The 25,684-nt window shown below is 44.1% G+C and carries 19 protein-coding genes, 4 tRNA genes and 1 pseudogene; 17 read left to right on the forward strand and 7 right to left on the reverse strand.

Annotated features, from left to right (window positions below; translation table 11 throughout):
* The first annotated feature begins 85 nt into the window (after positions 1-85).
* Complete coding sequence (locus JMA39_RS01435) at positions 86-691, forward strand: peroxiredoxin (RefSeq protein WP_202720059.1); 606 nt, start codon at positions 86-88, stop codon at positions 689-691.
* A 122-nt stretch (positions 692-813) separates the two neighbouring features.
* On the opposite strand, the gene rnt is transcribed toward JMA39_RS01435, so the two are convergent.
* On the reverse strand, positions 814-1,491 hold the full coding sequence (gene rnt, locus JMA39_RS01440; RefSeq protein WP_202720060.1) for a ribonuclease T: 678 nt from the start codon (positions 1,489-1,491) through the stop codon (positions 814-816).
* Between the two features lie 140 nt (positions 1,492-1,631).
* Between rnt and JMA39_RS01445 the strand changes: the two genes are divergently transcribed.
* The 14 genes from JMA39_RS01445 to JMA39_RS01510 all read left to right on the forward strand — a co-directional run bounded on the left by JMA39_RS01445 (position 1,632) and on the right by JMA39_RS01510 (position 13,417).
* Complete coding sequence (locus JMA39_RS01445) at positions 1,632-2,501, forward strand: flagellar protein MotY (protein ID WP_202720061.1); 870 nt, start codon at positions 1,632-1,634, stop codon at positions 2,499-2,501.
* Between the two features lie 647 nt (positions 2,502-3,148).
* Positions 3,149-5,305 carry a prolyl oligopeptidase family serine peptidase gene (locus tag JMA39_RS01450; RefSeq protein ID WP_202720062.1) on the forward strand — a complete coding sequence of 719 codons (2,157 nt, stop codon included), beginning with the start codon at positions 3,149-3,151 and terminating at the stop codon, positions 5,303-5,305.
* A 240-nt stretch (positions 5,306-5,545) separates the two neighbouring features.
* Positions 5,546-5,944 carry a tol-pal system-associated acyl-CoA thioesterase gene (gene ybgC / locus JMA39_RS01455; RefSeq protein ID WP_202720063.1) on the forward strand — a complete coding sequence of 133 codons (399 nt, stop codon included), beginning with the start codon at positions 5,546-5,548 and terminating at the stop codon, positions 5,942-5,944.
* Positions 5,934-6,623 carry a protein TolQ gene (gene tolQ, locus JMA39_RS01460; RefSeq protein ID WP_202720064.1) on the forward strand — a complete coding sequence of 230 codons (690 nt, stop codon included), beginning with the start codon at positions 5,934-5,936 and terminating at the stop codon, positions 6,621-6,623. The genes ybgC and tolQ overlap by 11 nt, the downstream gene beginning before the upstream one ends.
* Positions 6,623-7,060: a protein TolR gene (gene tolR / locus JMA39_RS01465; RefSeq protein ID WP_202720065.1), complete on the forward strand. Its 438-nt coding sequence runs from the start codon at positions 6,623-6,625 to the stop codon at positions 7,058-7,060. The genes tolQ and tolR overlap by 1 nt, the downstream gene beginning before the upstream one ends.
* On the forward strand, positions 7,061-7,996 hold the full coding sequence (gene tolA / locus JMA39_RS01470; RefSeq protein ID WP_202720066.1) for a cell envelope integrity protein TolA: 936 nt from the start codon (positions 7,061-7,063) through the stop codon (positions 7,994-7,996).
* A 9-nt stretch (positions 7,997-8,005) separates the two neighbouring features.
* The gene (gene tolB, locus JMA39_RS01475) at positions 8,006-9,331 is read left to right on the forward strand and encodes a Tol-Pal system beta propeller repeat protein TolB (RefSeq protein ID WP_202720067.1); all 1,326 of its coding nucleotides are present in this window, start codon (positions 8,006-8,008) and stop codon (positions 9,329-9,331) included.
* A 24-nt stretch (positions 9,332-9,355) separates the two neighbouring features.
* Positions 9,356-9,895, forward strand: coding sequence for a peptidoglycan-associated lipoprotein Pal (pal, locus tag JMA39_RS01480; RefSeq protein ID WP_202720068.1), 540 nt, complete (start codon positions 9,356-9,358; stop codon positions 9,893-9,895).
* A gap of 24 nt (positions 9,896-9,919) precedes the next feature.
* Positions 9,920-10,645: a tol-pal system protein YbgF gene (gene ybgF, locus JMA39_RS01485; protein WP_202720069.1), complete on the forward strand. Its 726-nt coding sequence runs from the start codon at positions 9,920-9,922 to the stop codon at positions 10,643-10,645.
* Positions 10,646-10,839: 194 nt separating this feature from the next.
* Positions 10,840-10,915 (forward strand) — tRNA-Lys (locus tag JMA39_RS01490).
* A gap of 42 nt (positions 10,916-10,957) precedes the next feature.
* Positions 10,958-11,033: transfer RNA gene (locus tag JMA39_RS01495), tRNA-Lys, on the forward strand.
* Between the two features lie 42 nt (positions 11,034-11,075).
* Positions 11,076-11,151, forward strand: a tRNA-Lys gene (locus JMA39_RS01500).
* Positions 11,152-11,193: 42 nt separating this feature from the next.
* Positions 11,194-11,269 (forward strand) — tRNA-Lys (locus tag JMA39_RS01505).
* Between the two features lie 987 nt (positions 11,270-12,256).
* Positions 12,257-13,417, forward strand: coding sequence for a DcaP family trimeric outer membrane transporter (locus JMA39_RS01510; RefSeq protein ID WP_202720070.1), 1,161 nt, complete (start codon positions 12,257-12,259; stop codon positions 13,415-13,417).
* Positions 13,418-13,480: 63 nt separating this feature from the next.
* On the opposite strand, the gene JMA39_RS01515 is transcribed toward JMA39_RS01510, so the two are convergent.
* From JMA39_RS01515 to acs, 3 genes and pseudogenes are all read right to left on the reverse strand, one after another.
* Positions 13,481-13,747: a GrxA family glutaredoxin gene (locus tag JMA39_RS01515; RefSeq protein ID WP_202720071.1), complete on the reverse strand. Its 267-nt coding sequence runs from the start codon at positions 13,745-13,747 to the stop codon at positions 13,481-13,483.
* An 89-nt stretch (positions 13,748-13,836) separates the two neighbouring features.
* On the reverse strand, positions 13,837-15,576 hold the full coding sequence (locus JMA39_RS01520) for a DEAD/DEAH box helicase (protein WP_202720072.1): 1,740 nt from the start codon (positions 15,574-15,576) through the stop codon (positions 13,837-13,839).
* Between the two features lie 179 nt (positions 15,577-15,755).
* Positions 15,756-17,707: pseudogene (gene acs / locus JMA39_RS01525) on the reverse strand (acetate--CoA ligase).
* Positions 17,708-17,882: 175 nt separating this feature from the next.
* On the opposite strand from acs, the gene JMA39_RS01530 reads away from it, so the two are divergent.
* Positions 17,883-21,311, forward strand: a complete 3,429-nt coding sequence (locus tag JMA39_RS01530) for a hybrid sensor histidine kinase/response regulator (RefSeq protein ID WP_202720073.1) — start codon at positions 17,883-17,885, stop codon at positions 21,309-21,311.
* Between the two features lie 301 nt (positions 21,312-21,612).
* The gene (locus JMA39_RS01535) at positions 21,613-22,902 is read left to right on the forward strand and encodes an NAD(P)/FAD-dependent oxidoreductase (protein ID WP_202720074.1); all 1,290 of its coding nucleotides are present in this window, start codon (positions 21,613-21,615) and stop codon (positions 22,900-22,902) included.
* Between the two features lie 102 nt (positions 22,903-23,004).
* Here JMA39_RS01535 and JMA39_RS01540 read toward each other — a convergent pair whose 3' ends face one another.
* The 3 genes from JMA39_RS01540 to JMA39_RS01550 form a co-directional block, all read right to left on the reverse strand.
* Positions 23,005-23,664, reverse strand: a complete 660-nt coding sequence (locus tag JMA39_RS01540; protein WP_202720075.1) for a response regulator transcription factor — start codon at positions 23,662-23,664, stop codon at positions 23,005-23,007.
* Between the two features lie 247 nt (positions 23,665-23,911).
* On the reverse strand, positions 23,912-24,340 hold the full coding sequence (locus JMA39_RS01545; protein WP_202720076.1) for an acyl-CoA thioesterase: 429 nt from the start codon (positions 24,338-24,340) through the stop codon (positions 23,912-23,914).
* Between the two features lie 244 nt (positions 24,341-24,584).
* On the reverse strand, positions 24,585-25,652 hold the full coding sequence (locus JMA39_RS01550; RefSeq protein ID WP_202720077.1) for a 3-deoxy-7-phosphoheptulonate synthase: 1,068 nt from the start codon (positions 25,650-25,652) through the stop codon (positions 24,585-24,587).
* Positions 25,653-25,684: the final 32 nt, after the last annotated feature.

Below are 25,684 nucleotides of genomic sequence, written 5' to 3' on the forward strand. Positions count from 1 at the left end.
GCTTGTGCAAAGAAATACACTGCCTATAATGCTTTAGATTTAAAACGAAACAGCGTTTTTAGCAATCCATAGATGGAGAAATAAAATGAGCGTATTAGTAGGCCGCCCGGCCCCTGATTTTACAGCTGCTGCGGTACTAGGTAATGGTGAAATTGTTGATAGCTTTACCCTATCAGAAGCAATTAAAGGCAAACCTGCTGTAGTATTCTTCTACCCACTTGACTTCACTTTCGTGTGCCCATCTGAGTTGATCGCTTTCGATCACCGCATGGACGAGTTCAAGAAGCGTGGTGTTGAAGTTATCGGTGTTTCAATCGACTCTCAGTTCACTCATAACGCATGGCGTAACACGCCAGTAGACAAAGGCGGTATTGGCCAAGTTCAATACACACTGGTTGCTGACGTTAAGCATGAGATCTGTAAAGCATATGATGTCGAGCATCCAGAAGCAGGTGTTGCATTCCGTGGTTCTTTCCTAATCGACAAAGAAGGTCAGGTTCGCCACCAGGTGGTTAACGATCTGCCACTTGGTCGTAATGTTGACGAAATGATCCGCATGGTTGATGCACTTCAATTCCATGAAGATCACGGTGACGTATGCCCAGCGGGTTGGGAAAAGGGTGACAAGGGTATGGATGCAAGCCCAGAAGGCGTTGCTTCTTACCTAACTGACAATGCAGATGCACTATAATTTCTTAATGAAATTGTAAGTCAGAAAGCATAAAAAAGCTGCGTTAATCGCAGCTTTTTTTGTGTCTATCGTTTGTCCCGTCCAGAGATAAGTTGACTCTTTGGAGGCTTATTTATGAAAGCTTAAGACTCAATCGTGTCTTGAGGTTTTTCTTCTTCTGCTTCATCAGCAATAAAAGGCCAGCCCCCAAGTGCTTTCCAACGATTGACGATTAAACAAAATAGCTCTGCTGTGCGCTCGGTATCATATAGTGCCGAGTGAGCTTCACGGTTATCGAAAGGGATCCCCGCCATCGCGCAGGCCTTTGCTAGTACAGTGTGTCCAATCGCTAACCCCGCTAATGCAGCGGTATCAAAGGTGGCGAAAGGATGAAATGGCGTACGCTTGAGGCTATTACGCTCAATAGCTTGGGTGACAAAGCCGTGATCAAAAGCTGCATTGTGAGCAACAATAATACTGCGATGACAACCTGCCGCTTTTTGTGCTTTTTTAACCTCTTTAAAGATCTCTAAAAAGGCTTCTTTTTCACTGACGGCACCACGAAGCGGATTAGTTGGATCGATACCTGTAAAGGCTAACGCTTCAGGCTCAAGGTTTGCACCTTCGAATGGCTCAATATTAAAGTGGAGTGTTTTATCGAGCCCGAGAACACCATCTTCGTCCATTTTCAGCATGCTGACTGCAATTTCTAAAAGTGCATCAGTTTTCGCGTTAAAACCCGCAGTTTCAACATCGATGACCACTGGGAAATACCCTCTAAAGCGGTTTTTCATTAAATTAGGGTCAAAAGTGTCAGTCATTAAAATTTCCCAAAAGTGTGCAGGCGACTATTATGCTGCAACTGATAATCACTGTCATGTGCGTTTGGTTGTTTTATAGGCTAAAGAAAGATAATTCTTTGCCGATAGATAGGAGTGATACAAATTTAGAGAGTAATTTTATGCGGCTTAGGGTTATTTTAGCATCATTATTGTGCCTACCTTTTTTTGCAAATGCAGAACTGAGGCAGTATGTGGCTTCTTTAGAGGAGTCGCAGTGGCGTTTAAGCGGTAATAATCCGGTAATGTGCCGTCTTGAGCATGATATTCCTGCCTATGGTAAAGCGGTCTTTACCAGCCGTGCAGGTAAAGATCATAACTTGAATTTCACCTTAGATATGTGGGTTAAGCCCGATCAAGTCACTCAAGCTAAGTTGATGAGTATGGCTCCAGCATGGCGCCCAGGTGTGCTGTCTAAAGAGATCACTGAGCTGACTTATCAGAAGTACTTTAGTGGTGAGGTTCCCCGTAACGCGGCTTGGTCAATGCTTGCTGAGCTAGAAAGTGGCATGCAGCCAACTTTCTATTATGCCGATTGGTATAATGAAGCGAATAAGATTGCAGTAGGTTTATCGGCGGTGAACTTTAGACGACAATATGCAGAGTTTAAGTCGTGCCTGTCTTCTTTATTACCTTATTCGTTTGAAGATATCGCCTTTACGGTATTAACTTATGAATCCGGTGGCACAGAGCTAACCCGTTATGCAAAGTCGCAGATCGCAAGAGTTCAAGAATATTTAGCTTACGACAAGAATGTTGATTTGGTTCTGATAGATGCCTATACCGACAGTTATGGTGGGCGTAGTGTGAACCAAACTGTTTCTGAAAAACGTGCGGATTCGGTGAAGGAGTTCTTTGTGGCTAGCGGGATTGGCCAAAGCCGTATTCATACATTTGGTCACGGCGAGAGAAGGCATGTTGCCTCTAACGAGACGATTGATGAGCGAGCGAGAAACCGTAGAGTTGTGATTAGAATTAGTAAACCGCTCTAGCTGACAACATAGATTTGAAGAGCCTAGCCTAATCGCTGGGCTTTTTTGTGTATGAAAATGGCCTCCGTTAGAAATCTACCGCGATTTAAAGATAAAAAAAAGCCCGCTTACATGGTAAGCGGGCCGCAAAAATAAATCATTGCAATCAACAAATTGAAGGAAGGAAGTCAAGCATAAGAACCAGGGATATAACTTCCGTGGAGACCACGAAAGTTTAAGAGTTCTTTGTTTCCGAATCTGCTAGGCAGACACTTCCTGAAAACGAGACGAATTATAGGCTTGGAGCTTATGGCTGACAAACTAGAATAATTAGCATTTGCCATTAGTTTTGCTAATGCGACTTGGTTGCTGGCTTGTTGCTAAAAGATACTAAGTCCCCAATATTGCGGGGTTTGTCACGTTTTGTATTTAGTTTCACATGATATTTAATTTATCTATGTTGCTAAATTATTAACAGTTGCTAAGTCGATTTAGCAAAAACAATTTTGAAACAAACTTTGCGATGTATTTTTTTAGTTTGTATAGTGCGCAGTGAAGAAGGTGTTAAGGTTAAAGCGATAAAAAATAAGTTATCTAATTATAAAAAACCTAACGATAAAAATAGAAGACTCATTAAATAATAAGAGTCAGTTAATCAGGGATACAAAATGCGAATTCATTCGATACTAACTAAAAAGCATTTGTTAGCCATAGGCTTAGGCTTAGCTGTAGTGGGTTGCCAGTCACAACCAACAATAGAAGAGTCTGTAACTGCCGTTAAGAGCAATTCTAGCGGTGTGGTTGAAACGATCCATGGCGTAGAGGTTGCTGACCCATATCGCTATCTAGAAGTTGAGTCAGAGCAGACCCATAAATGGGTGAGCGAACAGCAGAATGCAGGTCACGCCTACTTAGCTAATATTGACAACAAGCAGGCCATTGTAGACCGAATTACCGAACTGTGGAATTACGAGAAGATTTCAGCGCCGTTTGAAAAGGGTGACAATACTTTTTATTACCGTAATGACGGTTTACAAGCGCAATCAGTACTCTATGTTAAAAGTGGTGATGGCAAGGCTAGGGTAGTTCTCGATCCTAACAGCTTATCAGACGATGGTACGGTTGCATTGTCTGGTTTGTCGGTTAGTGATGATGGCAAAACTCTGGCTTATGGGATCTCTAAGTCTGGCTCTGATTGGCAAGCATGGCACTTTATCGATGTAGCTACAGGTAAGAAGTTAGCCGATGAGCTTGACTGGATTAAATTCTCAAGCGCGGTTTGGAATCATGATAACACGGGCGTTTACTATGCTCGTTATGATGCACCAGAAGGCGGCAATGCTCTTGCCGATGTTAACTTTAATCAAAAAGTGTATTTTCATAAGATCGGTACAGCGCAGAGTGATGATATCTTAGTCTATGAAAGACCTCAGAATAAAGATTGGGGTTTTGGTATAGAGGTATCGGAGAAGGGCGACTACTTGTTGCTTTATATCTCTCAAGGCACCGATAGTCGCAACCGTTTTTTTTATAAGTCATTGCTTGACTCTCAAGCTCAAGTAGTTGAACTGATCCCTAACCTTGAAGCCGAATACAACTTTATCGGCAACGACGACTCAGTGTTTTACTTTAAAACCGACTATAACGCACCAAATGGCAAGGTGATTGCGGTTGATATCAATAATAGTAGCAAAGACAATTGGAAGACGATTGTTCCTGAGCTTGAAGATCCTATTAGCAACATCGCTATCGTTAATGATCACATTGTAGTGAGCTATCTGCATGATGTATTAGGTAAGCTGACGATTTACAATATGAATGGCGATAAGCGCCAAGATGTCACTCTACCGGGTAAAGGCAAGATCGCTGGTCCTTACGGTAAACGCAGTAAAGACTATTTCTACTATGTTTTTAATAGTTACGTGCAACCACAAACGACCTACAAGTTTGACTTTAAAACCGGTGAGTCGACCATTTACTCCAAGCCTGAAGTCTCATTTAACCCAAGCGATTACACCTCGGAGCAGGTCTTTTATACCAGCAAAGATGGTACTAAAGTGCCTATGATGATCTCTTATAAAAAAGGCATGAAGAAAGATGGGCAAAATCCGACATTACTGTACGCCTATGGCGGTTTTGCGATTTCGATGACGCCGCGCTTTAGCCCTGCCAATATCGCTTGGATGGATATGGGGGGCGTCTATGCCGTTCCAAACCTACGCGGCGGAGCCGAGTACGGTGAAAGTTGGCACCAAGCGGGTATGTTTGATAAGAAGCAGAATGTGTTTGATGACTATTATGCTGCAGCTGAGTACCTGATTGACGAGGATTATACAAACTCTTCTAAGCTTGGAGCTTATGGCCGTAGTAATGGTGGCCTATTGATGGGGGCAACTTTGACTCAGCGTCCTGAGTTGTTTGCTGCGGTTCTGCCTGCGGTTGGCGTTTTGGATATGCTGCGCTTTCAAAAATTTACCATTGGCTGGGCATGGACCAGTGAATATGGCAGTGCCGATAATGCCGAACAGTTCCCTGCACTCTATGCTTATTCGCCATATCACAATGTTAAAGCTCAAGCTTATCCGGCGACGATGGTGATGACTGCTGATCATGATGACCGTGTTGTACCACTGCACAGCTTTAAGTTTGGCGCCATGATGCAGGAGAAGCAGCAAGGTGATGCGCCTGTCATTATGCGAATCGAATCAAAAGCGGGCCACGGTGCGGGTAAGCCAACTTCAATGAAGATCGATGAGTTTGCCGATATCTACAGTTTCCTTTGGCATAACTTCGGGCTAGCGATCCCGGCAAAAATAGCCGACTAAACAAAATATAACGATTTTAAAAGGGAAGCTTCGGCTTCCCTTTTTTATTTCCCCGGCTAATTAAAACTGATGTTTTTGTATATGAGTCATCGCCTTGGATATATATGCAACAAAGATTAAAGTTGATTAACAATATTTTATGAAGAAGCGCATTGCTTATCACATATCGCGATTCACAATTGCATACCTACTAGGTATAGTAGGCCTCTATTTTATCTCATCAATTGGCAGTTACCGTTTATGTTTCGTTGGCCTATTTCGGTTTACTATGAAGACACTGACGCAGGTGGTGTTGTTTATCACTCAAATTACCTAAAGTTCTTTGAGCGTGCACGGACCGAGTGGCTACGTGCTATGGGGATCAGTCAAACAGCCTTATTAGCCCAAGACACTGCGTTTGTTGTTAAACGTGCAGAATTAGATTTTTGTAAGGCTGCACGCTTTGAACAGAACCTTATTGTAGAAACCAAGGTCATACAACTTAAGAAAGCCTCATTGGTATTCGAGCAACGCTTAATTGATGAGCAAGGTGTGGTGTATTGTGAGGCTGACATTGTTGTTGCCTGTGTTGCACTATCACGTATGAGACCCAAAGCCATTCCCCAACATATTGCGCAGGAGTTTAAAGGTGGAAGCTGATATTTCTTTTATTGGATTATTTTTACAAGCAAGCCTATTAGTTAAATTAGTGATGCTGACATTACTAGGTTTGTCGATCGCCTCTTGGGCGGTAATTATTCAGCGCCGCAGGTTGTTGACAACAGCAAAGAAAGAAGCGCTTAAGTTTGAAGATAAGTTTTGGTCAGGTGTCGACTTGAATAAGCTTTATCAAGAACTTTCAGCAAGGCAAGATAGCAATTCGGGCCTGTCATCTCTATTTGTTACTGGCTTTAAAGAGTATGCGCGTCTAAGTAAGTTAAATGGCCGCGTGCCAGAAGCTGTAATGGACGGTAGCTATCGTGCGATGCGTGTGTCTTTGTCTCGCGAGTTAGAAAAGCTCGAAACTCACCTCCCTTTATTGGCGACAATCGGTTCAACTAGTCCTTATATTGGTCTGTTTGGTACCGTATGGGGGATCATGAACTCCTTTATCGCACTAGGCGCGGTGGAAAATGCCACCCTAGCCATGGTCGCCCCAGGTATTGCAGAAGCTTTGATCGCAACCGCGATGGGTTTATTTGCTGCTATCCCAGCTGTTATCGCTTATAACCGTTTCTCTACACAAGTTGAAAAGATTGAAATGTCTTACGCCAACTTTATGGAAGAGTTTTCAAGCATTTTGCACCGTCAAGCGTACAGCGAGAAGGAACAGGCATAATGCATCAAGGCTACCAGAGGAAGCGCCGTCGTCCGGTTGCTGAAATTAACGTGGTGCCCTATATCGATGTGATGTTGGTACTGCTGATTATTTTTATGGTAACAGCACCGATTGTCACCCAAGGGGTGAAAGTCGATCTACCTCAAGGAGCAGCAGAGACTCTGCCTGCCGATAGTAAACCTCCGGTTGTCGCATCGATTGATGCGATGGGAGAATATTATTTAGATGTGGGCAGCTCAAGTAGCGAAGAAGTCTTAGAGTTAGACGAAGTCGCTGTGCGTGTTGGTGCGATTATTCAGTTAGAGCCTGAGCGTCCTGTTGTTGTTAAAGCCGATCGCTCAATCCCCTATGAGAAAGTGATCCAACTGATGGTGACCTTGCAAGGTGCAGGCGTACCTTCGGTGGGCTTAATGACAGATGCGCCGGAGGATAAGTAAGTGGCGGCTAAATCTGATTTAACCCTTCCAGTTGTTATTTCAGCTGGAATTCATATTGGCGTGATAGTTATTCTTATCTTAGGTGTCGATTTTTCTGAAAAGCCCAAACCGTTGCCACAACCTAGTGCTCCGGCGGTGCAAGCTGTCGTGGTCGATCAGAAAAAAGTTGCCGAACATGTCGAGAAGCTAAAAGCTGAGAAGCGCGAAGCTGAACGTAAAGAGAAGGCTCGCCAAGATGAGGCAGACAGAAGGGTTCGTGAAGCTCGAAAAGAGCGCGAACGTGAACAGGCTCAAATTAAAAAGCTTGAGCAAGAACGCAAGCAAAAAGAGATTGAAACTAAACGTGCGGCGGATGACGCAAAAGCAGCTCAGCTAAAGCAGAAGCAGGAAAGAGAGAAAGCGGCGAAAGCAGAAGCGGAGCGAAAGCAGAAAGAGAAGGAGCGTAAAGCTTCTGAGGAAGCTGCTAAGAAGGCCGCCGAGAAACGTAAAGCAGAAGAGGCCGCAGCCAAGAAAGCGGAAGCTGAGCGTAAGCGCAAAGCGGAAGCTGAGCGTAAACGTAAAGCTGAGGAGCAAGCTAGGCGTGAGCAAGAGCAGATGATGCAAGAAGCTCTGGCAGCTGAACAAGCGGCACTGTCTCAAACCCGTAATAAGCAGGTGATGAGTGAAGTACAGCGGTATACTTCGATGATCCGCGCGACAATTCAACGAAATCTAGTAGTGGATGAGTCAATGCGAGGTAAGAGCTGTAGAGTCTTCATTCGCCTGGCTAATGATGGTTTTGTAACAGCGAGTCAAACCCTCGATGGTGATAGTGTTGTTTGCCGAGCAACAAAAGCTGCGATTAATAAGGCGGGCAGGTTGCCAGTATCGAATGAGCCAGATGTTTATAACAAGCTAAAAGAAATTAATTTAACAGTTCAACCTGAGTTTGATTAAAGGAGTCTCATGAATAATTTGGGGAAGTGGTTGCTGACAGGCCTGCTTATTTGCAGTATGCCAGTAAAAGCCGCATTAGATATTGTCATCACCGAAGGAGTTGATGCCGCGAGACCCATCGCTGTTATTCCATTTGTTTGGCAAGGCACAGGTCCTATGCCGTCACAGATCTCTGATGTGGTGATGTCTGACTTAGCGCGAAGCGGGACTTTCAGTCCTGCCGATGAGCTGAGTTTGCCACAGCGAGGAATTAGTACTTTGGCGCAGTTTGATGCTTCCGCTTGGATGGCGCAGCCTGCCGAAGCTGTGGTTATGGGGTCAGTTAAGCCTTATGGCGGCGATAAGTATTTAGTTAGTTTCGAACTGATCGACTTAGTTAAAGCCCAGCTTCAGTCAGACTCCGGCTTATCGGCGAAAGATTTAGTGATCGATAGCCGTGAAACCGTTATTACTGCCGCGCAGTTCCGTCAATATGGCCATCGTATCAGCGATATAGTTTATGAGAAGCTCACTGGTATTCGTGGCGCATTCTTGACGCGTATCGCTTATGTTGTCGTCAATCATGGTGAAAAGTCTCCTTATAAACTGATGATTGCTGATTATGATGGTTATAACGAGCAGATGTTGCTACGCTCGCCAGAGCCATTGATGTCACCTTCTTGGTCTCCTGATGGTCAGCGTATTGCGTACGTGAGTTTTGAAAACCGTAAAGCTGAGGTGTTTGTACAAAATATTTATACTCAGCAACGCACTAAAGTAACCAGTTTCGATGGTATTAACGGCGCGCCTGTATTTTCACCTGATGGTAAAAAGTTGGCGCTGACACTATCGAAAGATGGCCAGCCAGAAGTATATGTTGTCGACATTGAGACAAAGGCGCTTAAGCGAGTAACGAACCATTATGCAATTGATACTGAGCCATCTTGGTTCCCTGATGGTAAGTCACTGTTACTTACTTCTGAGCGCGGTGGCCGTCCTCAGTTATATCGAGTTTTTCTCGATTCAGGTAAGATTTCTCGTTTAACGTTTGAAGGTGAGTGGAACTTAGGTGGTTCGATCTCTCCGGATGGGCGTAGTATTATTTTTGTGAATCGTACCAACGGTAAGTTTAATATCGCTCGTATGGATTTAGAAACCCGTTTCATGCAAGTGTTGACTAGTACACGACTAGACGAATCTCCGAGCGTGGCGCCAAATGGCACCATGGTTATTTACGGAACGACATACCAAGGGAAGCAGGTATTAGCTGCGGTTTCTATGGATGGACGTTTTAAAGCAAGATTGCCTGTAGGGCAGGGTGAAGTTAAATCACCATCTTGGTCACCATTTCTCTAACTAAAAAGATTAAGGATTTAAAAAATGGATCTGAATAAGCTATTTAAAGCCATGTTAGTCGTTCTTCCTATTATGGCTATCAGTGCATGTAGCTCTACTTCTGAGTCAGAAACAGATGCAACAAGCTCAACAGAGTCTTCTTCATCTAGTGAATATGCTAACAATGGTGTTGAAACTGGTGGTGTCGCACCGGTGTTAACTCCTGAAGAGCAGCAGCGCCTTAAGTATCAAGAGTTGAGAAAAGAGCACATTATCTATTTTGACTTTGACCGTAGTTCAGTTTCTCAGCAGTTTGCAGAGGTATTGAATGCACATGGCGATTACCTTGTTGAGCATCCAAATGTACGAGTGATGATTGAAGGTCATGCCGATGAGCGTGGCACTCCTGAATATAATATCGCACTAGGTGAACGCCGTGCTAAAGCCGTTGCTAAATACTTACAAGGTATGGGCGTTCAGCCAAGCCAAATGAGCATTGTGAGTTATGGTGAAGAGAAGCCATTAGACTTTTCTCGCTCTGATGAAGGTTTTGCAAAGAACCGTCGCGCAGTTCTTGTTTACTAATCTTACAGGTAAAAGGTTTACCTTATGAAACATGCCGTATTATCAGCGGCAATTATCCTAGTTGCAGGTTCTGCTTATGCAGCACCTGCTCCGGTTGAGGATATTGCTGGTGGCTCTACCGATGATAGAGTTGCTCGCTTAGAGCGAGTTATTAAAGCTAAACAACAAACTGAGTTTCAAATGCAGCAGCGTTTAGAAACGCTTCAGCAGGAAGTGTTAGATTTACGCGGCCTAAGTGAGCAGCAGTCTTATCAAATTGAACAGATGTTACAAAGACAACGTCAATTATATGAAGACATCGCTAACCTTTCTTCAAAGCCTGCCGCTGCTGTTGCAGTCGATACAACGAGCTCAAGCTCTACAGTATCATCAAGCCTAGGTGAAACTGCTAGTTATGAACAAGCAGTAAATCTAGTTTTAAAAGAGAAGAAGTACGAGGCGGCGATTCCTGCTTTTGCACAATTTATTGAGCGTTACCCCAACTCAAGCTATGCTCCTAATGCTAATTATTGGTTAGGGCAGCTACTTTATAATAAGAATGAGTTTGCTGGAGCCACTAAAGCTTTTACTACTGTTGTTGAGAAATACAAGGATTCAGGCAAGCGTGGTGAAAGTTTGGTCAAGCTAGGTATGATAGCTGAAAAGACCGGAGATAAAGTAAAAGCCAAAGCATATTATCAAAAAGTAACTCAGGAATATGCTAACAGCGCTGCAGCCCGAATTGCATTGCAGCAACTTTCAGCACTTTGATGCTCATTTATTCAGAAAACAAAACCTTAGATTGTTTTTCATGCAAACGAGGAGAAATGGGAAATTTGCGCTTGCATGCGAAGATGAAAAAGGTATTATAGGCGCCCTCGGAGCGAGAGAGTCGCTTGAGGGTATCTTAACCCATAAAGTTAGTCTGACTAACTGGTGAGTTAAAGATACAGGTTATACCAGATGGGTCGTTAGCTCAGTCGGTAGAGCAGTTGGCTTTTAACCAATTGGTCGAAGGTTCGAATCCTTCACGACCCACCACTTTTCTGCCAGTGGCTAAACAAGTAGAAAGCAAAACCAGATGGGTCGTTAGCTCAGTCGGTAGAGCAGTTGGCTTTTAACCAATTGGTCGAAGGTTCGAATCCTTCACGACCCACCACTTTTCTGCCAGTGGCTAAACAAGTAGAAAGCAAAACCAGATGGGTCGTTAGCTCAGTCGGTAGAGCAGTTGGCTTTTAACCAATTGGTCGAAGGTTCGAATCCTTCACGACCCACCACTTTTCTGCCAGTGGCTAAACAAGTAGAAAGCAAAACCAGATGGGTCGTTAGCTCAGTCGGTAGAGCAGTTGGCTTTTAACCAATTGGTCGAAGGTTCGAATCCTTCACGACCCACCACTTCTTTAAATACCCCGTAATACCTTCTTCAATATCTAGCATCACCTCCGTAAGCCATTCCCGTTACAGATAATCGATAACCTAATAAATACTTGCTTAGTCGCGTTGTTTTAAAATAATAGTGCAGTTGGCTTTACTCTTAACATCCACATTAATTGGTCGAAGGTTCGAATCCTTCACGACCCACCACTTCTTGAAATACCCCGTAATACCTTCTTCAATATCTAGCATCACCTCAGTAAGACATTTCAGTACCTGCTAATTGATAACCTAATAAATACTTGCACAGTCGCGTTGTTTTAAAATAATAGTGCAGTAGGCTTTAATCTTAACATCCACATTGACCTAGGCTTGAGTTCTTCACGAACCACCGCTTCCTTTTGGTGGTAAAAGCTAATTCTAGCACTCATCGTTATCGAGCTGCTTTTTATCTGAGCGACGAGATTGTAGATAGTTGAGCGGATTTTTAGGAGTAACAATTCAATTTAAAAGGACGTTAACTTGTCTTAAATCAGTTCCAATGAATTCGTTTTAGCTAGTAAAAAGAGAGCTAGATAATTCGGTCACCATTTGGGGGATAAGGTGTATGGCTACCTCCTTTGCGACTTATAAATGGAATTTTTATCTATTTAAATCTTACTTAGAACTAATGCCAGTGCTTTTAAGTCTCTCTTTTTATAAAAATAAGCAATCCTGCTAAGTTTTTGATATTGCAAGGAGTTAGTGGCGATCCATTATTGTTTTAACTTGATTTTAAATTGACCGCCAGCCTCGGATACTCGGCGGTATAAATTATCACTTAACTAATATCTTTCAGAAAATTAACACTTTGCAAAATTGTTGACTAGTATTTGTTCCGTTAAATGAGAGTGTGATTAATTAGTATTTGGTATTCTACCTTCGTCTGATAGACCTATTGCTAATGTTGTCGGGTTGTTAACTCGGTCATATTTTGTAGGGATAATAAAAATATCTGGGAGAAAGGGAATGAAACAAAAAAAATTAACAGCGTTGGTTGCAGCAACAATCGCTGCTATGAGTTTCAGTGCTCAAGCTGATACTGAGTTTAAATTTGGTGGATATGTTAAGGCCGATGTGATGTTTAGTGACTATAGCAACGGTGCTCCTGGCTCCGGTAGCTTATCTCGCCAATTCTATGTACCTGGTACGATATATGGTGATCCGAGCAACGGTAAGCAAGTTGTCGATTTTCAGGCTAGAGAATCGCGTTTTAACTTTAAAACATCCACAGATCTTGATGGTCATAAACTTACAGGTTTTATTGAACTTGATTTTATGACTCATACTGATGGTAATGAACGCGTATCAAATAGTTATTCCCCACGTATTCGTCAAGCCTTCGTTAGCTTTGATAATTGGGCTGCGGGACAGATGTGGACCACATTCCAAAATCCAGGTGCGTTACCTGAGAACTTAGATTTTGTTGGCGCAGCTGAAGGTACGCCATTTGTTCGTCAAGCAATGGTTCGGTACACCAATGGTGGCTTTCAGTTCTCAGTTGAGAACCCTGAAACAACATTAAATGGTTATCGAGATCCAACTGGAAGTCGTATTACGAGTGGCAGTGGCGTGGTGCCAGACTTTGTTGCTCGTTACAATATGAAAACTGAGAGCGGAATGGCATTTACTTTTGCGGGTATCGCGCGCCAGTTAAATGTTGAAATGAATAAAGATACAGCAAACCCTGTTGATGCTTCCAAGCTTGGTTATGGTGTGAGCTTTACAGGTGTCATTCCTGTTGGACAGGATGATATTAAGATGTCAGCGACCTACGGTGAAGGATTAGGGCGTTACATGGCACTTAACTATGTTAATGCTGGTGTACTTGATGCTAACGGAGACATTGAAACTATCGAATCCTATGGTGGCTTTATCTCTTACCGTCATTGGTGGAATGATAAGTGGAGAACAAGCATTACCGGCTCAGGCTTTAAAGCCGAAAACAATATTAACTTAATAGGTAATAACGTCAATAAAGACTCCTACTCTGGTTATATTAACTTGCTTTATTCACCCGTTAAGCCGCTAACGGTCGGAATAGAGTATATGTATGCCAAAAACACCAAGGAAAATGGCATGGATGGAGAGTTAAATCGAGTGATATTTTCGATGAAGTACGTGCTCTAGTTGAGCTGAGGTCAATAAAAAGGAGGCATGAGCCTCCTTTTTATATATGGCTGCAAGTCATTGTTAAGCTGCAGGCATAAGTTCGTTTTCTCTTACATACTGCTCAAACTCAGTGCATCCGCCAACGTGCTCCTTGTCGACAAAGATCTGTGGAACGGTTTCAACCGGCTTGCCTACAGTTTTTTCAAGATCAGCCTTGCTGATCCCTTCTGCATGAATGTCTACGTATTTGAATTTAAAATCATCTCTCTTTTCAGTTAGTTGCTCAGCAACTTGTACTGCACGTACACAATAAGGACAACCTGGACGACCGAAAATTACTACAAACATGATAGCTTCCTCAAATTTAGCTTGAGCACTTTATATCATAGCCATTGCAATAGTTCTAATCGATATTAGAGGTCTAGTTAATCATTTAACTAAAAATGGGACTTCTCTGTTTGGTAACGACCTTTGTAATCAAATATTGTGTCCATCAGTTCCCAGCTTCTTTTTCCTTTCTTGAGTAGTAATAAATCTGGCTTTCTGAAAAGAGGGGCGTCATCGCACAGTTGCTGTGGTGTCTTGTATTTCTTGTGTTTTATTCCTGGAGTGCGGCTATGAGGGAAAACAAATAACGCAAATACTGCGCGGATCTGAGCTGGTGTTTGCATCTTAAAATACCGACAGAAGTCATTGCCATCAATATCGATATAACGCACGGTTAAGCGATCCTCTTGAGGTTCGAGAATCATACTCTGACACTTAAATAGGTGGTGGTGCTTCTGCTGGAGGACTTCTTTTAGACGTTTATCTGGATCGACTAAAATAGATTGGCAATGGTGGCAGACCTTGGCTGCGATATCATTTTCTTCACCGCAATTAGGACAAGCTTTAGAGCGAAAGCGAAAATCGCATTGCTCTTTGCGCCCATCTATTTCTACTAGCGCCTGACATCGACGCCCAAAGTGCTCGATAATGTCACCATCATTGTCGGTTAGCCCCCAAAAAATATTGGCAAAATCGCATACGGGGCAGTGAACCTGCACAGGTTTACATTTACTATTGGGCTTAGGTTGGCCAACTTCGGGGTAAAACAGGTCATAGCCATTGGCTGCATAATCAATGACAAGGCACTCATCTTTATTTTTATCGATTCTTAGCCCTCGGCCCACCATTTGCTGAAAAAGGCTCACAGAGGCGGTTGGGCGCAATATGGCGATAAGATCGACATGGGGTGCATCGAAACCTGTGGTCAATACTGCAACGTTAACTAGGTACTTAATTTGTTTTGCTTTAAAGGCATCGATTAAGGTGTCTCTATCATCGCGAGAAGTTTTGGCGGTAATAAGCGCAACGGCCTGACCTGCAAGCTTAGTGACGATCTCTTCGGCGTGTTTTACCGTTGCCGCGAAAATAATGACTCCTTGGCGATGTTCGCCAAGAGCGATTAACTGTTTAACGATAGCGGTGGTTGCGCGGCCACAATGATTGAGAATCGAGTTCACCTCTTTTTCATTGTATTCACCTGTTGCCGATGTTGTTAGCTCACTAAAATCATATTGTGCACTGAGACCATCAAACATCTTAGGTTGGCTTAGGAACCCACGTTTAATTAAGGGGCGCATCGGCAGTTCGAAAATGCACTTTTCGAATACCGGCTTTTCAGTATTACCAATCTTGCCGTGGTAATGATGACGATAGATCCAGCCTAAATCTAAGCGGTAAGGAGTAGCTGTTAAGCCTAGTAATCTGATCTTACTATTTTTTGATTTAAGGTGTGTGAGCAGCAGTTGGTATTGGCTATCTTTATCAGGGCTGACACGGTGGCATTCGTCAATAATGACTAAGCTGTATGGTTCATCAAATTGATTGGGTTGCTTTACTGCCGACTGAATACTGGCGACAACCGTTTTGCCGTCTGTGGATTTTTGATTGAGGCCTGCCGAATAGATCTCCGCTTTTGTGGTGAGCAAGCCGACCTTTTCGGCATTTTGCGCAACGAGTTCTTTGACATGGGTGAGAACAAGTACGCGGCCTTTCGCTATTCGTGCGAGCTCGGCGATGACAATACTCTTGCCTGCCCCCGTTGGTAGCACGAGAACGGCAGAGTCAGAACTTGTTCTAAAATGGCTAATGGCCGCGTCTACAGATTGCTGTTGATAATCTCTCAGTTGCACTAAACGAACCCAATTGAAAACGATGTTATTGAAGCGATGATCCCATATTTGTTTCAACGCGGTAAGTAAAATCTTAATTGATCTTAATATTGTCGTATTCACGGTAAAAGGGGAAAAAAAAAGCCCCTCAATGAGGGGCTAGGGAGTCGAACAATAGAAATTGTTAACGGGTCGAGTTTTTATTCGCTACGGTTAAGACGCGTCTCAATTAAGGTATCGATAACGGCTGGATCTGCGAGTGTCGATGAATCTCCTAAGTTAGTGACCTCATTAGCTGCAATCTTACGCAGGAAGCGGCGCATGATCTTGCCCGATCGAGTCTTAGGTAGGCCGCCTGCCCATTGGATAAGATCTGGCGTTGCTAGTGCGCCAATCTCTTTTCTAACCCATTGACGTAATTCTTGACGCAGTTCTTCGGTTTCAACCGTGCCTTTGGTTAGGGTTACATAGGCGTAGATCCCTTGTCCCTTAATGTCATGTGGATAACCTACAACCGCCGCTTCAGCTACAAGCTCGTGAGCAACCAGCGCGCTCTCGACCTCTGCTGTACCTAAACGGTGACCCGACACGTTAATCACATCATCTACACGGCCAGTGATCCAGTAGTAACCATCTTCGTCGCGTTTTGCTCCGTCACCAGTAAAGTACATACCTCTAAACGTCTTAAAGTAAGTCAGTACAAATCGGTCGTGGTCGCCAAACACGGTACGCATCTGTCCAGGCCAAGAATCTAGGATAACTAAGTTACCTTCGTTAGCACCATCGACAATATTACCCATATTATCAACAAGCGCAGGTTGTACACCAAAGAAGGGGCGAGTGGCTGAGCCGGGCTTGGTATCAGTTGCACCAGGTAATGGGCTAATCAAAATGCCGCCAGTTTCAGTTTGCCACCAAGTATCCACAATAGGGCACTTTTCATGGCCGATAACATCGTTATACCAGCGCCAAGCTTCAGGGTTAATCGGTTCACCTACCGAGCCCATAATTCGCAGAGAGCTACCGTCAAAGCCTTCAAATTGGTCTTTGCCTTCAGCCATTAAGGCGCGAATAAGCGTAGGTGCCGTATAAAGGATATTCACTTTATGGCGGTCAATCATTTCACCTAAACGGGCTGGACTTGGGTAGTTTGGTACCCCTTCATGGATAAGCACAGTCGCTCCGTTGGCTAAAGGTCCATAAACCATGTAAGAGTGACCAGTGATCCAACCCACATCCGCTGTACACCAATAGACTTCATTTTCTTTGTAATCGAATACATATTCATGGGTCATGGCGGCATAAACCATGTAACCACCTGTGGTGTGTAGTACACCCTTAGGGTTACCGGTAGAGCCTGAGGTATAGAGTAGGAACAGTGGATCTTCTGCGCCCATCTCTTCGGCAACACAGTGCTCTGATGCAGTCTCCATTAATGATTCCCACCAGACATCACGACCTTCAACCCAGTTGATATCGCCGCCAGTGCGCTTCATTACGATCACTTTTTCGATACAGTTAACATCGGGGTGCGAGAGGGCTTCATCGATATTGGCTTTTAATGGAATGATACGCCCAGCACGTACACCTTCGTCTGCTGTGATAACGACTCTTGAATTACCATCGATAACACGGGAAGCGATAGAGTCTGGTGAGAAGCCACCAAAAACAACAGAATGGATAGCACCAATACGGGCACAAGCAAGCATGGCAACCGCCGCTTCTGGCACCATTGGCATGTAAACGGTTACCACATCGCCACGGCGCACGCCTTGACTGCGCAGTGCATTAGCGAATTTACACACTTGGGTGTGTAATTCACCATAGGTCAGCGTACGTTGATCTTTTGCATCATCGCCTTCCCAGATAATAGCCAGCTTGTCGGCATTGTTTTCAAGGTGTCTGTCTAAACAGTTGGCGGAGGCGTTGAGCGTGCCGTCATAGAACCACTTGATAAAGAGATTGTGATCATCGAACGAGGTTTTCTTTACCTTAGTAAAAGGTTTAATCCAGTCGATACGGTTACCGTGTTCTCTCCAGAAACCTTCAGGGTTTACAATCGACTCCTGATACATTTTTTATATTGTTCATCGTTTACAAGTGCGTTTGCGGCGATTTCACTAGGTACTTTATAGAGAGACTGCGTGCTCATTGGGCTTCCCTTATCTAATAATGCGTAAGCTGAGTATGGATTGGGATAGGGCACTTTCTCTATTAGACCTTGGTCTAGTAATTAAATATCCTTATTTTTTAGTTGCTTGTAATTTTAATTCGGCTGGATTTCATTCGTTTTTTACCGCAAAATAGGTTAAAAAAAAGAGAACTCTATGAACTTAACCGTGTTGGTTGGAACCATTGCCATCGTTTATGTGTTGCTGCTGTTTCTTCTCGCTTGGGGCGCGGAGCGATGGTTTGGTGGGATCACAAAGCGGATCCAGACTTGGGTCTACGGTCTAAGCCTCGCCGTATACTGCTCTTCATGGAGCTTTCTCGGTACCGTCGGTCAGTCGGCGCAAGATTTATGGTCATTTTTACCTATCTTTATTGGCCCAATCCTTATTTTTACTGTTGGCTTTAGCTTATTACGCAAGATGGTGATCGTGTCTAAGGCGCAAAATATCACCTCTGTTGCCGACTTTATTGCGGCCCGTTATGGCAAGTCTCAGGTGCTGGCTGCAATTGTGACGCTAATCGCCCTGTTTGGGATCATGCCTTATATCGCACTACAGCTAAAAGCTATGGTGTTTAGTCTTAACCTTTTTCAACCCGACGGCGCCTTGTTTAGCGGGGCAACCGTCTCACTGATTATTACTGCTATCTTGGCGGTTTTTGCCATTCTATTTGGTACTCGAAAGCTTGATGCGACCGAGCATAACCCTGGGATGATGCTGGCTATCGCCTTTGAGTCACTAGTTAAACTTGGGGCGTTCTTACTGGTGGGGATAGTGATTAGCTTCGGTGTGTTTGATGGTTTTGGTGACATTTGGCAGCAGGCCAACGAGCGAGAGTTAATCAATGCACCTAATATCCGCATTGAATCGCTGATGCCTGAACTACTTGTTGGAATGGCGGCATTTTTATGTATGCCACGCCAGTTTCACGTAATGATGGTGGAGTGTGAGAATGAGAAAACCATCTTAAAAGCACGTTGGTTATTTCCACTTTACTTGCTGTTATTCGGTATGTTTGTCGCTCCTTTAGCACTGGCGGGGAAATTATTGCTGGGTGATGCCGTTGCGGCCGATACCTATGTGATTAACTTGCCGCTAGCACTTAACCAACCATGGTTAGCCGTTGTGGCGCTATTAGGTACGTTATCGGCAGCCACAGGCATGGTGATAGTCGCGGTGGTGACGATTAGTGTGATGGTGAGTAATGAATGGCTGGTGCCATTGATGTTGCGTACAGGGCAAATAAAAGAGAAGAATTTTAGTCAGTTTTCACAGCTGCTTTTGAATGCGCGCCGTCTAGCGATTGTGTTAATTTTAGCCTTAGGTTACTTCAGTTATCTCTCCTTTATGGACAACGACTCACTGTCCTCCTTGGGAATGTTGTCTTTTGGCGCATTTGCGCAGCTGGCTCCAGCATTGATTGGTGGTATGTATTGGAAACATGGTAATCGCAGTGGTGTATTTTTAGGCCTTGGTGTTGGCTTTAGCTTGTGGTGTTACATCTTGTTGCAGGGAGCTGTCGACTCTCCAGCAATTGTTACCGCAGATTTTGCATTACTTGATTCTATCACGCCCAATGTGCGCGACATTCTCATCGCGTTATTAGCCAACTGCGCTTGCTATATGTTGGGCTCAGTTTGGTTCAGGGCTGGAGTCGCTGAGCGAATGCAAGCAAGTGCTTTTGTGACGCCTGGTCAGCTTAAAAAGGATATCAATCGCAAAAGTGCACCGGTTTCTCAACAGGATTTACTTATTTTAGCCAGTCGTTTTGTTAGCCCAACGCGCGCCTATGAGAGTTTTTCTGCTTTCTCGGAAGATGCGGTAAAAAGTGACAGCTGGCATAAGGCGGCGCCACCAGAGTTAATTGCCCATACCGAGCATATGTTAGCTGGGGTATTAGGGGCTTCGAGTGCCTCCTTGGTACTCGACTCAGTGCTTCAGGGGCGTGACTTGGCCCTAGATGAAGTCTTTAGTCTAGTTGATGAGGCCTCATCGAAGATTATCTTGAGTCAAGATATGTTACGTGGTGCTATTGAACATGCCTATGAAGGCATGAGTGTGGTCGATAAAGATCTAAACTTGGTGGCGTGGAACTTTAAGTATGCCGAGTTATATGACTACCCTGAAAACTTCCTTCAGGCGGGAATGCCTATCAGCGATGTGGTGCGCTTTAATGCAACCCGAGGCTTTTGTGGTGAGGGAGAGATAGAGGAGCAAGTCGAAAAGCGGGTACAGCATATGCGCAATGGTACGCCTCATGTTTCAGAGCGACAGCGTAAAGACGGCAAGGTGATCAAAATTCAAGGTAATCCCATGCCTAGCGGTGGCTTTGTCATGACCTTTACCGACATTACTCAGTATCGTCAGCAAGCCATGGAACTGCAGCAGGCGAATGAGACATTAGAAGCCAGAGTTAAAGAGCGGACCTATGAGCTATCTATGCTGAACAGCCAGCTGTTAGAGGCGAAGGCACAAGAAGAAAATGCCAATGCTTCTAAAAGTCGATTCTTAGCCGCTGTTGGTCATGATTTGATGCAGCCTCTAAATGCCGCAAGGTTGTTTACCGCCTCTTTATCTCAGTACCCCAACCTTGATTTGGAGGGGAAAACCACCCTAAATCATGTTAATAGCTCGCTGAAAATTGCAGGTGAGTTGCTGACCGACTTACTGGATATCTCCAAGCTTGATTCCGACATGGTGGAAGTTAATCGACGTGATTTTGCTATTGCCGATCTGATCGATGGCTTAGCGGTTGAGTTTGATGCTATGTCTAAGGACAGTTTGATTAAATTCAGTTTTGTCTCTAGTTCGGTAACCATTAACTCTGATCCGAGTTTGCTGCGACGAGTGCTGCAAAACTTTCTGACCAATGCTTATCGTTACGCTAAGGGTAATCGAGTCTTATTAGGTTGTCGCCGCCGTGGTGAAGAGCTGGAGATCCAGGTGATAGACACAGGCTGTGGTATCGATGAAAGTGAAACCACGGAAATCTTTAAAGAGTTTAAAAGGTTGGATAACCCAGAGAGTAAGAGCGTCAGTGGCTTAGGGCTTGGGCTGGCGATTGCAGACCGAATTAGCCGGGTGCTATCCCATGAGATCAATGTGAGCTCGGAGCTAGGCAAAGGCTCGATGTTTTCAATACGAGTCCCTATTGGTAAGAAGAATACCGCGCCTAAGCCTAAGAAAGTTTCTTCACTATTACAGCCCCTCGCAGGAGTAAAGGTGCTGTGTATCGATAACGAGAAGGCTATTTTAGCTGGGCTTGAGAGTTTATTGAGTCGTTGGCAGTGTGAGGTAATTTGTGCGTGTGATCTTGCTGATGCGCGGATAAAGCTCGGATTAAAAGGGGTCGCACCCGATATTATCCTTGCTGATTATCATTTGGATAATGGTCAAAATGGTGTTGATGCGATGGATGGGATCCGAAGCCTTTACGGTGAGCACCTGCCAGGTATTGTAATTACCGCCAATACTCAAAAGGAGTTGATTGACGATATGCAGCGCCGAGGGTATCACTATATGGCGAAGATGGTGAAACCTGCCGCGTTAAGAGCCTTGATCTCAAGCTTAGTAAAAAATGCATAGTGACTTTTTACCCATAAATGAAGGTACGCAATAGCGTACCTTTTTTATTTTGGCCCCCAACTACACTGCTAAAATCCATTATTTATGCGGGGATTGCTCTACTTTAGAGCTTTGTACAAGTTGTCGGATGGAGCTTATTCTACTTTATGTGATACGAAGCAATAGGTTAAGTAACCTAGGCAGAGAGTGAAAGTTGTTTAAACCTTGACCTGCTTAGTTTTTGATGGATATACTGAACAAATTGTTTTTTTTGTAAAATATATAAAACAAGAAGTAACCGATTACTCAAAAGGAATGGAAGATGTCTGAACCTCGCTGCAACTCTTATTATAACGCCACGATTAATGATGAAACTAATTTTCCTGAGCTAGAGGGGGAGATAAGGGTTGATGTGGTAATTGTTGGCGGTGGTTTTACTGGCGTGGCAACGGCATTAGAGCTGAGTGAGAAAGGTTATAAAGTGGCGCTGCTTGAGGCCAATAAAATTGGTTGGGGTGCAACCGGACGTAACGGCGGCCAAGTAACCGGAAGTCTTTCAGGTGATGAGGCGATGACCAAACAGCTTCGTAAGCGGATCGGCAGTGATGCCGAGCAGTATGTGTGGAACATGCGCTGGCGTGGACATGAGATCATTAAAGAGCGAGTAACAAAGTATGGCATTGCCTGCGATTTAAAATTTGGCCATCTTCATACTGCATATAAGCCTAGCCACTTAAAAGAGCTTGAGAAAACCTATGTTGAAGGCTGTCGACGTGGCATGGCCAATGATTTAGCGATGCTTAACAAAGCCGAGTTAGCTGAATATATCGGTACGCCCTTGTATCATGGCGGACTGCTTAATAAGCGCAATATGCACCTACATTCAGTTAACCTCTGCATCGGTGAGGCGAGGGCTGCAGCGGGACTTGGAGCACAGATCTTTGAACACTCTGCCGTGCTTGATATTTGCGACGGTGCATTGGCCACGGTAACAACGGCCAAAGGTAAAGTGGTCGCCAATCGTGTGGTACTAGCTGGTAACGCATACCATAAGTTGGCCCGTAAAAAATTACGCGGGATGTTGTTCCCTGCATCCTTGGGCAACTGTGCTACGGTACAGTTACCTGAGGCGCTAGCACAAAACCTTATCCCTAAAGATGTTGCCGTTTACGATACGCGATTTGTACTCGATTATTATCGCTTAACGGCAGATAACCGCTTGATGTTTGGTGGTGGGACTAATTACTCTGGCCGAGATTCAAAAAATGTGGCGGCGGAACTGCGCCCAGCTATCGAAAAAACTTTTCCACAACTAAAAGGTGTTGATATTGAGTTTGGCTGGACTGGCATGGCGGGGATTGTGCTTAATCGTATTCCGCAGTTAGGTAAAGTGTCACCCAATGTCTATTATTGCCAAGGTTATTCCGGTCACGGCGTGGCGACATCTCATATTATGGGAGAGATTATGGCCAATGCAGTGGCTGGGGAGTTACAAGAGTTTGACCTGTTTGCACAGATGTCCCATTACCGTATTCCGTTGAATGAATGGTTCGGTAACCAAGCGTTAGCGCTTGGCATGATGTATTACAAGGTGATGGAGAATTTCCGTTGATCCCAAAGAGCTTAATTTGAATACCGCTAAACCAGCCGAATAAAAAAGCCCGCTTCGATTAATCGCAAGCGGGCTTTTATCTATAATATTCGATAGGTAAGGTTAGATATCGACCTTTTCCATCTCAAGTTGTTGTAGGGCGATTACAGCTTGAGTGCGGTTTCTAACGCCTAGTTTTCTAAATATCGCCGTCGCGTGTGCCTTAATGGTGGCTTCAGACACCTCAAGATCTTCAGCGATCTGCTTATTAAGCAGGCCTTCGGCAAACATCTGCAAGACTTTATATTGCTGCGGCGTGAGATCGGCGAGCTTACTGGCCATCTGATTGGTTTCATCTTCGTTGATCTCTTGAAGCTCAACGCCTTGGGGTAACCAAATGTCACCAAATAAAACCGCTTCCAGTGCTTCGGCCAAGGTTTCCATTGAAGAAGACTTTGGAATGAATCCGGAGCTACCATAATGAATTGCGCGACTGATAGTGAGGTTATCTTCATGAGCGGAGATAACGACCACTGGCAAGTCTTGAAAATGCGTTCTTAGGTGGATCAGCGTCGAGTAGCCATGGGACCCAGGCATCTGCAGATCTAATAACACCGCATCATATTCAATGTCGCTTCTTTCGAGTAGGGCTTGTAGCGCATCGGCGCTATCAGCTTCAAACCATTGCGTATTTTTAAACTCAGACGATAAAGCTTGTCTCAGTGCATTTCTAAATAACGGATGGTCATCAGCAATAATAATATTTAAATTTTCAGGCTTCATGGCTTTATAAGGTTGTTTTGGTTGCGCGTGAAGATAGTTCAATGTAACAGATAAATGATAAGGGATTCTATGGCTTAAAGCCTGAAAAGCGACTATTTAGTAAAATAACTGCAGAAGTTAGACTTTAGTCTAAAGCGGGGGGCTGAGCTTTTTTGGGATGATTAAGTGCTGTTACCTAGTTAGGTATATAGCAAAGGGCTAGGATTATAGCCCTCTGTTTTGCTTTCGCTTATTAAAGTGCTATGTGTTAGCTATGTGGCGGCCAAACAGCAGTTGGCTTTCTTTGCTCATCTACCGCAACGAAGGTGAATACACCACGAATAGCATGCTCTCTTAGGTCTTGATACATATCTTCTACGAAAATATTCACTTCGACTTTAATCGAAGTATTACCAACATGGATCACGCGGGCAATGAGTTCGGCTAGGCTTCCTGCTGGGATCGGCTTATTAAAGTCAATTCTATCAGAGCTCACCGTGACTAGGGTTTTACGGCAAAATCGGGTTGCGGCGATAAAAGCGGTTTCATCCATCCAAGCGAGTGCTTCACCACCAAATAGGGTGTTGTGATGGTTAGTGATAGAGGGGAAAACAGCTTTAATTACACGGGCTTCAGATTGTTCGATTCGAAGCGCAACGTCTTCAGGAAACTGCGTGGAAGTTTGAGTGAAAGGCATACGGCAACCTATGGTTATGCATTTGGAGACTAGATTATAGCCTTTTTGGTAATTTTATAACAGTTTGAGCGAGCTATAGTTTAAACAGATGGCATCGTAAGGTGATTACTTGAATGTTAACTGGTTGAAAATAAACGATATGTGTTTAGCTGTTATTGAGGCAGAATATGGTGAGTTCAAAAAAATGTAATAAAAAAACGTACCGACTCGGAGAGTGGGTACGTTCTCTTCACTGAAATAAGCTTTACTTCTGCTTTAGCTGCTCCATACGTGCACGTGACGCCTTGGCTAAATCACTTAATAGCTTTTCAGAATCTTCCCAATGAATACAGGCATCGGTGATGCTCTTACCATAGGTCAGTTTTTCACCTGGGATGACCTTTTGGTTACCTTCTTCGATAAAGCTTTCAGCCATAATGCCGGCGATAGCGGTTTCACCATTAGCCATCTGCTGCATAATAGATTCTGCTACATTTAGCTGCTCCTTATGCATCTTACGGCTATTACCATGGCTAAAGTCAACAACCATACGTTGAGTCACACCGACGCTATCGAGCTGCGCTGCAGCTTTTTGAATATCTTCGGCGTGGAAGTTTGGCTCTTTACCACCACGTAAAATGATGTGACCAAATGGATTACCGTGAGTACGGTACACAGCCATCGCACCATCTTTATCTGGTGAGTAGAAGATATGAGGAGCCTGCGCGGCGCGTACTGCATCGACAGCAATATCGATATTGCCATTGGTACCGTTTTTAAAGCCCACTGGACAAGAAAGAGCCGAAGCCATCTCGCGGTGGATCTGACTTTCTGTAGTACGTGCACCAATTGCGCCCCAAGTAATAAGGTCTGCAATATATTGGCCGTTGACCATATCTAAAAACTCAGTGGCGATAGGTAATTTAAGTTCAGTTATTTGCTGCAGTAGGTGACGCGCTTTACGTAGGCCTTTGTTCGGGCTAAAGCTACCATCTAAGTCTGGATCGGAAATGAGTCCTTTCCAGCCTACAGTGGTGCGAGGCTTTTCAAAATAGACACGCATTAAGATACATAAATCATCTTTATATTGCTGGTGAAGCTTGGCTAGGCGCTGGGCATAGTCTAAAGCTGCTTCAGTGTCGTGGATTGAGCAAGGACCAATAATCACAAGTAAGCGTTGGTCTTCACCATTAATAATGGCTTCAACCTCATGACGTTGCTGAACTAAGTAGTCAGCGGCATCTTGCGTTAAAGGATATTCAGAAGCGAGTTGTGCAGGTGAAATTACCTTACATAAAAGGGAAGTGCGGAGTTCGTCTGTTTTAATGGTCATTCAAAATACCGAGCGTTCGTATGGGCTATCGC

Origin of the sequence: Shewanella schlegeliana, from assembly GCF_016765635.1 — a bacterium.
GTDB lineage: Bacteria > Pseudomonadota > Gammaproteobacteria > Enterobacterales > Shewanellaceae > Shewanella > Shewanella schlegeliana.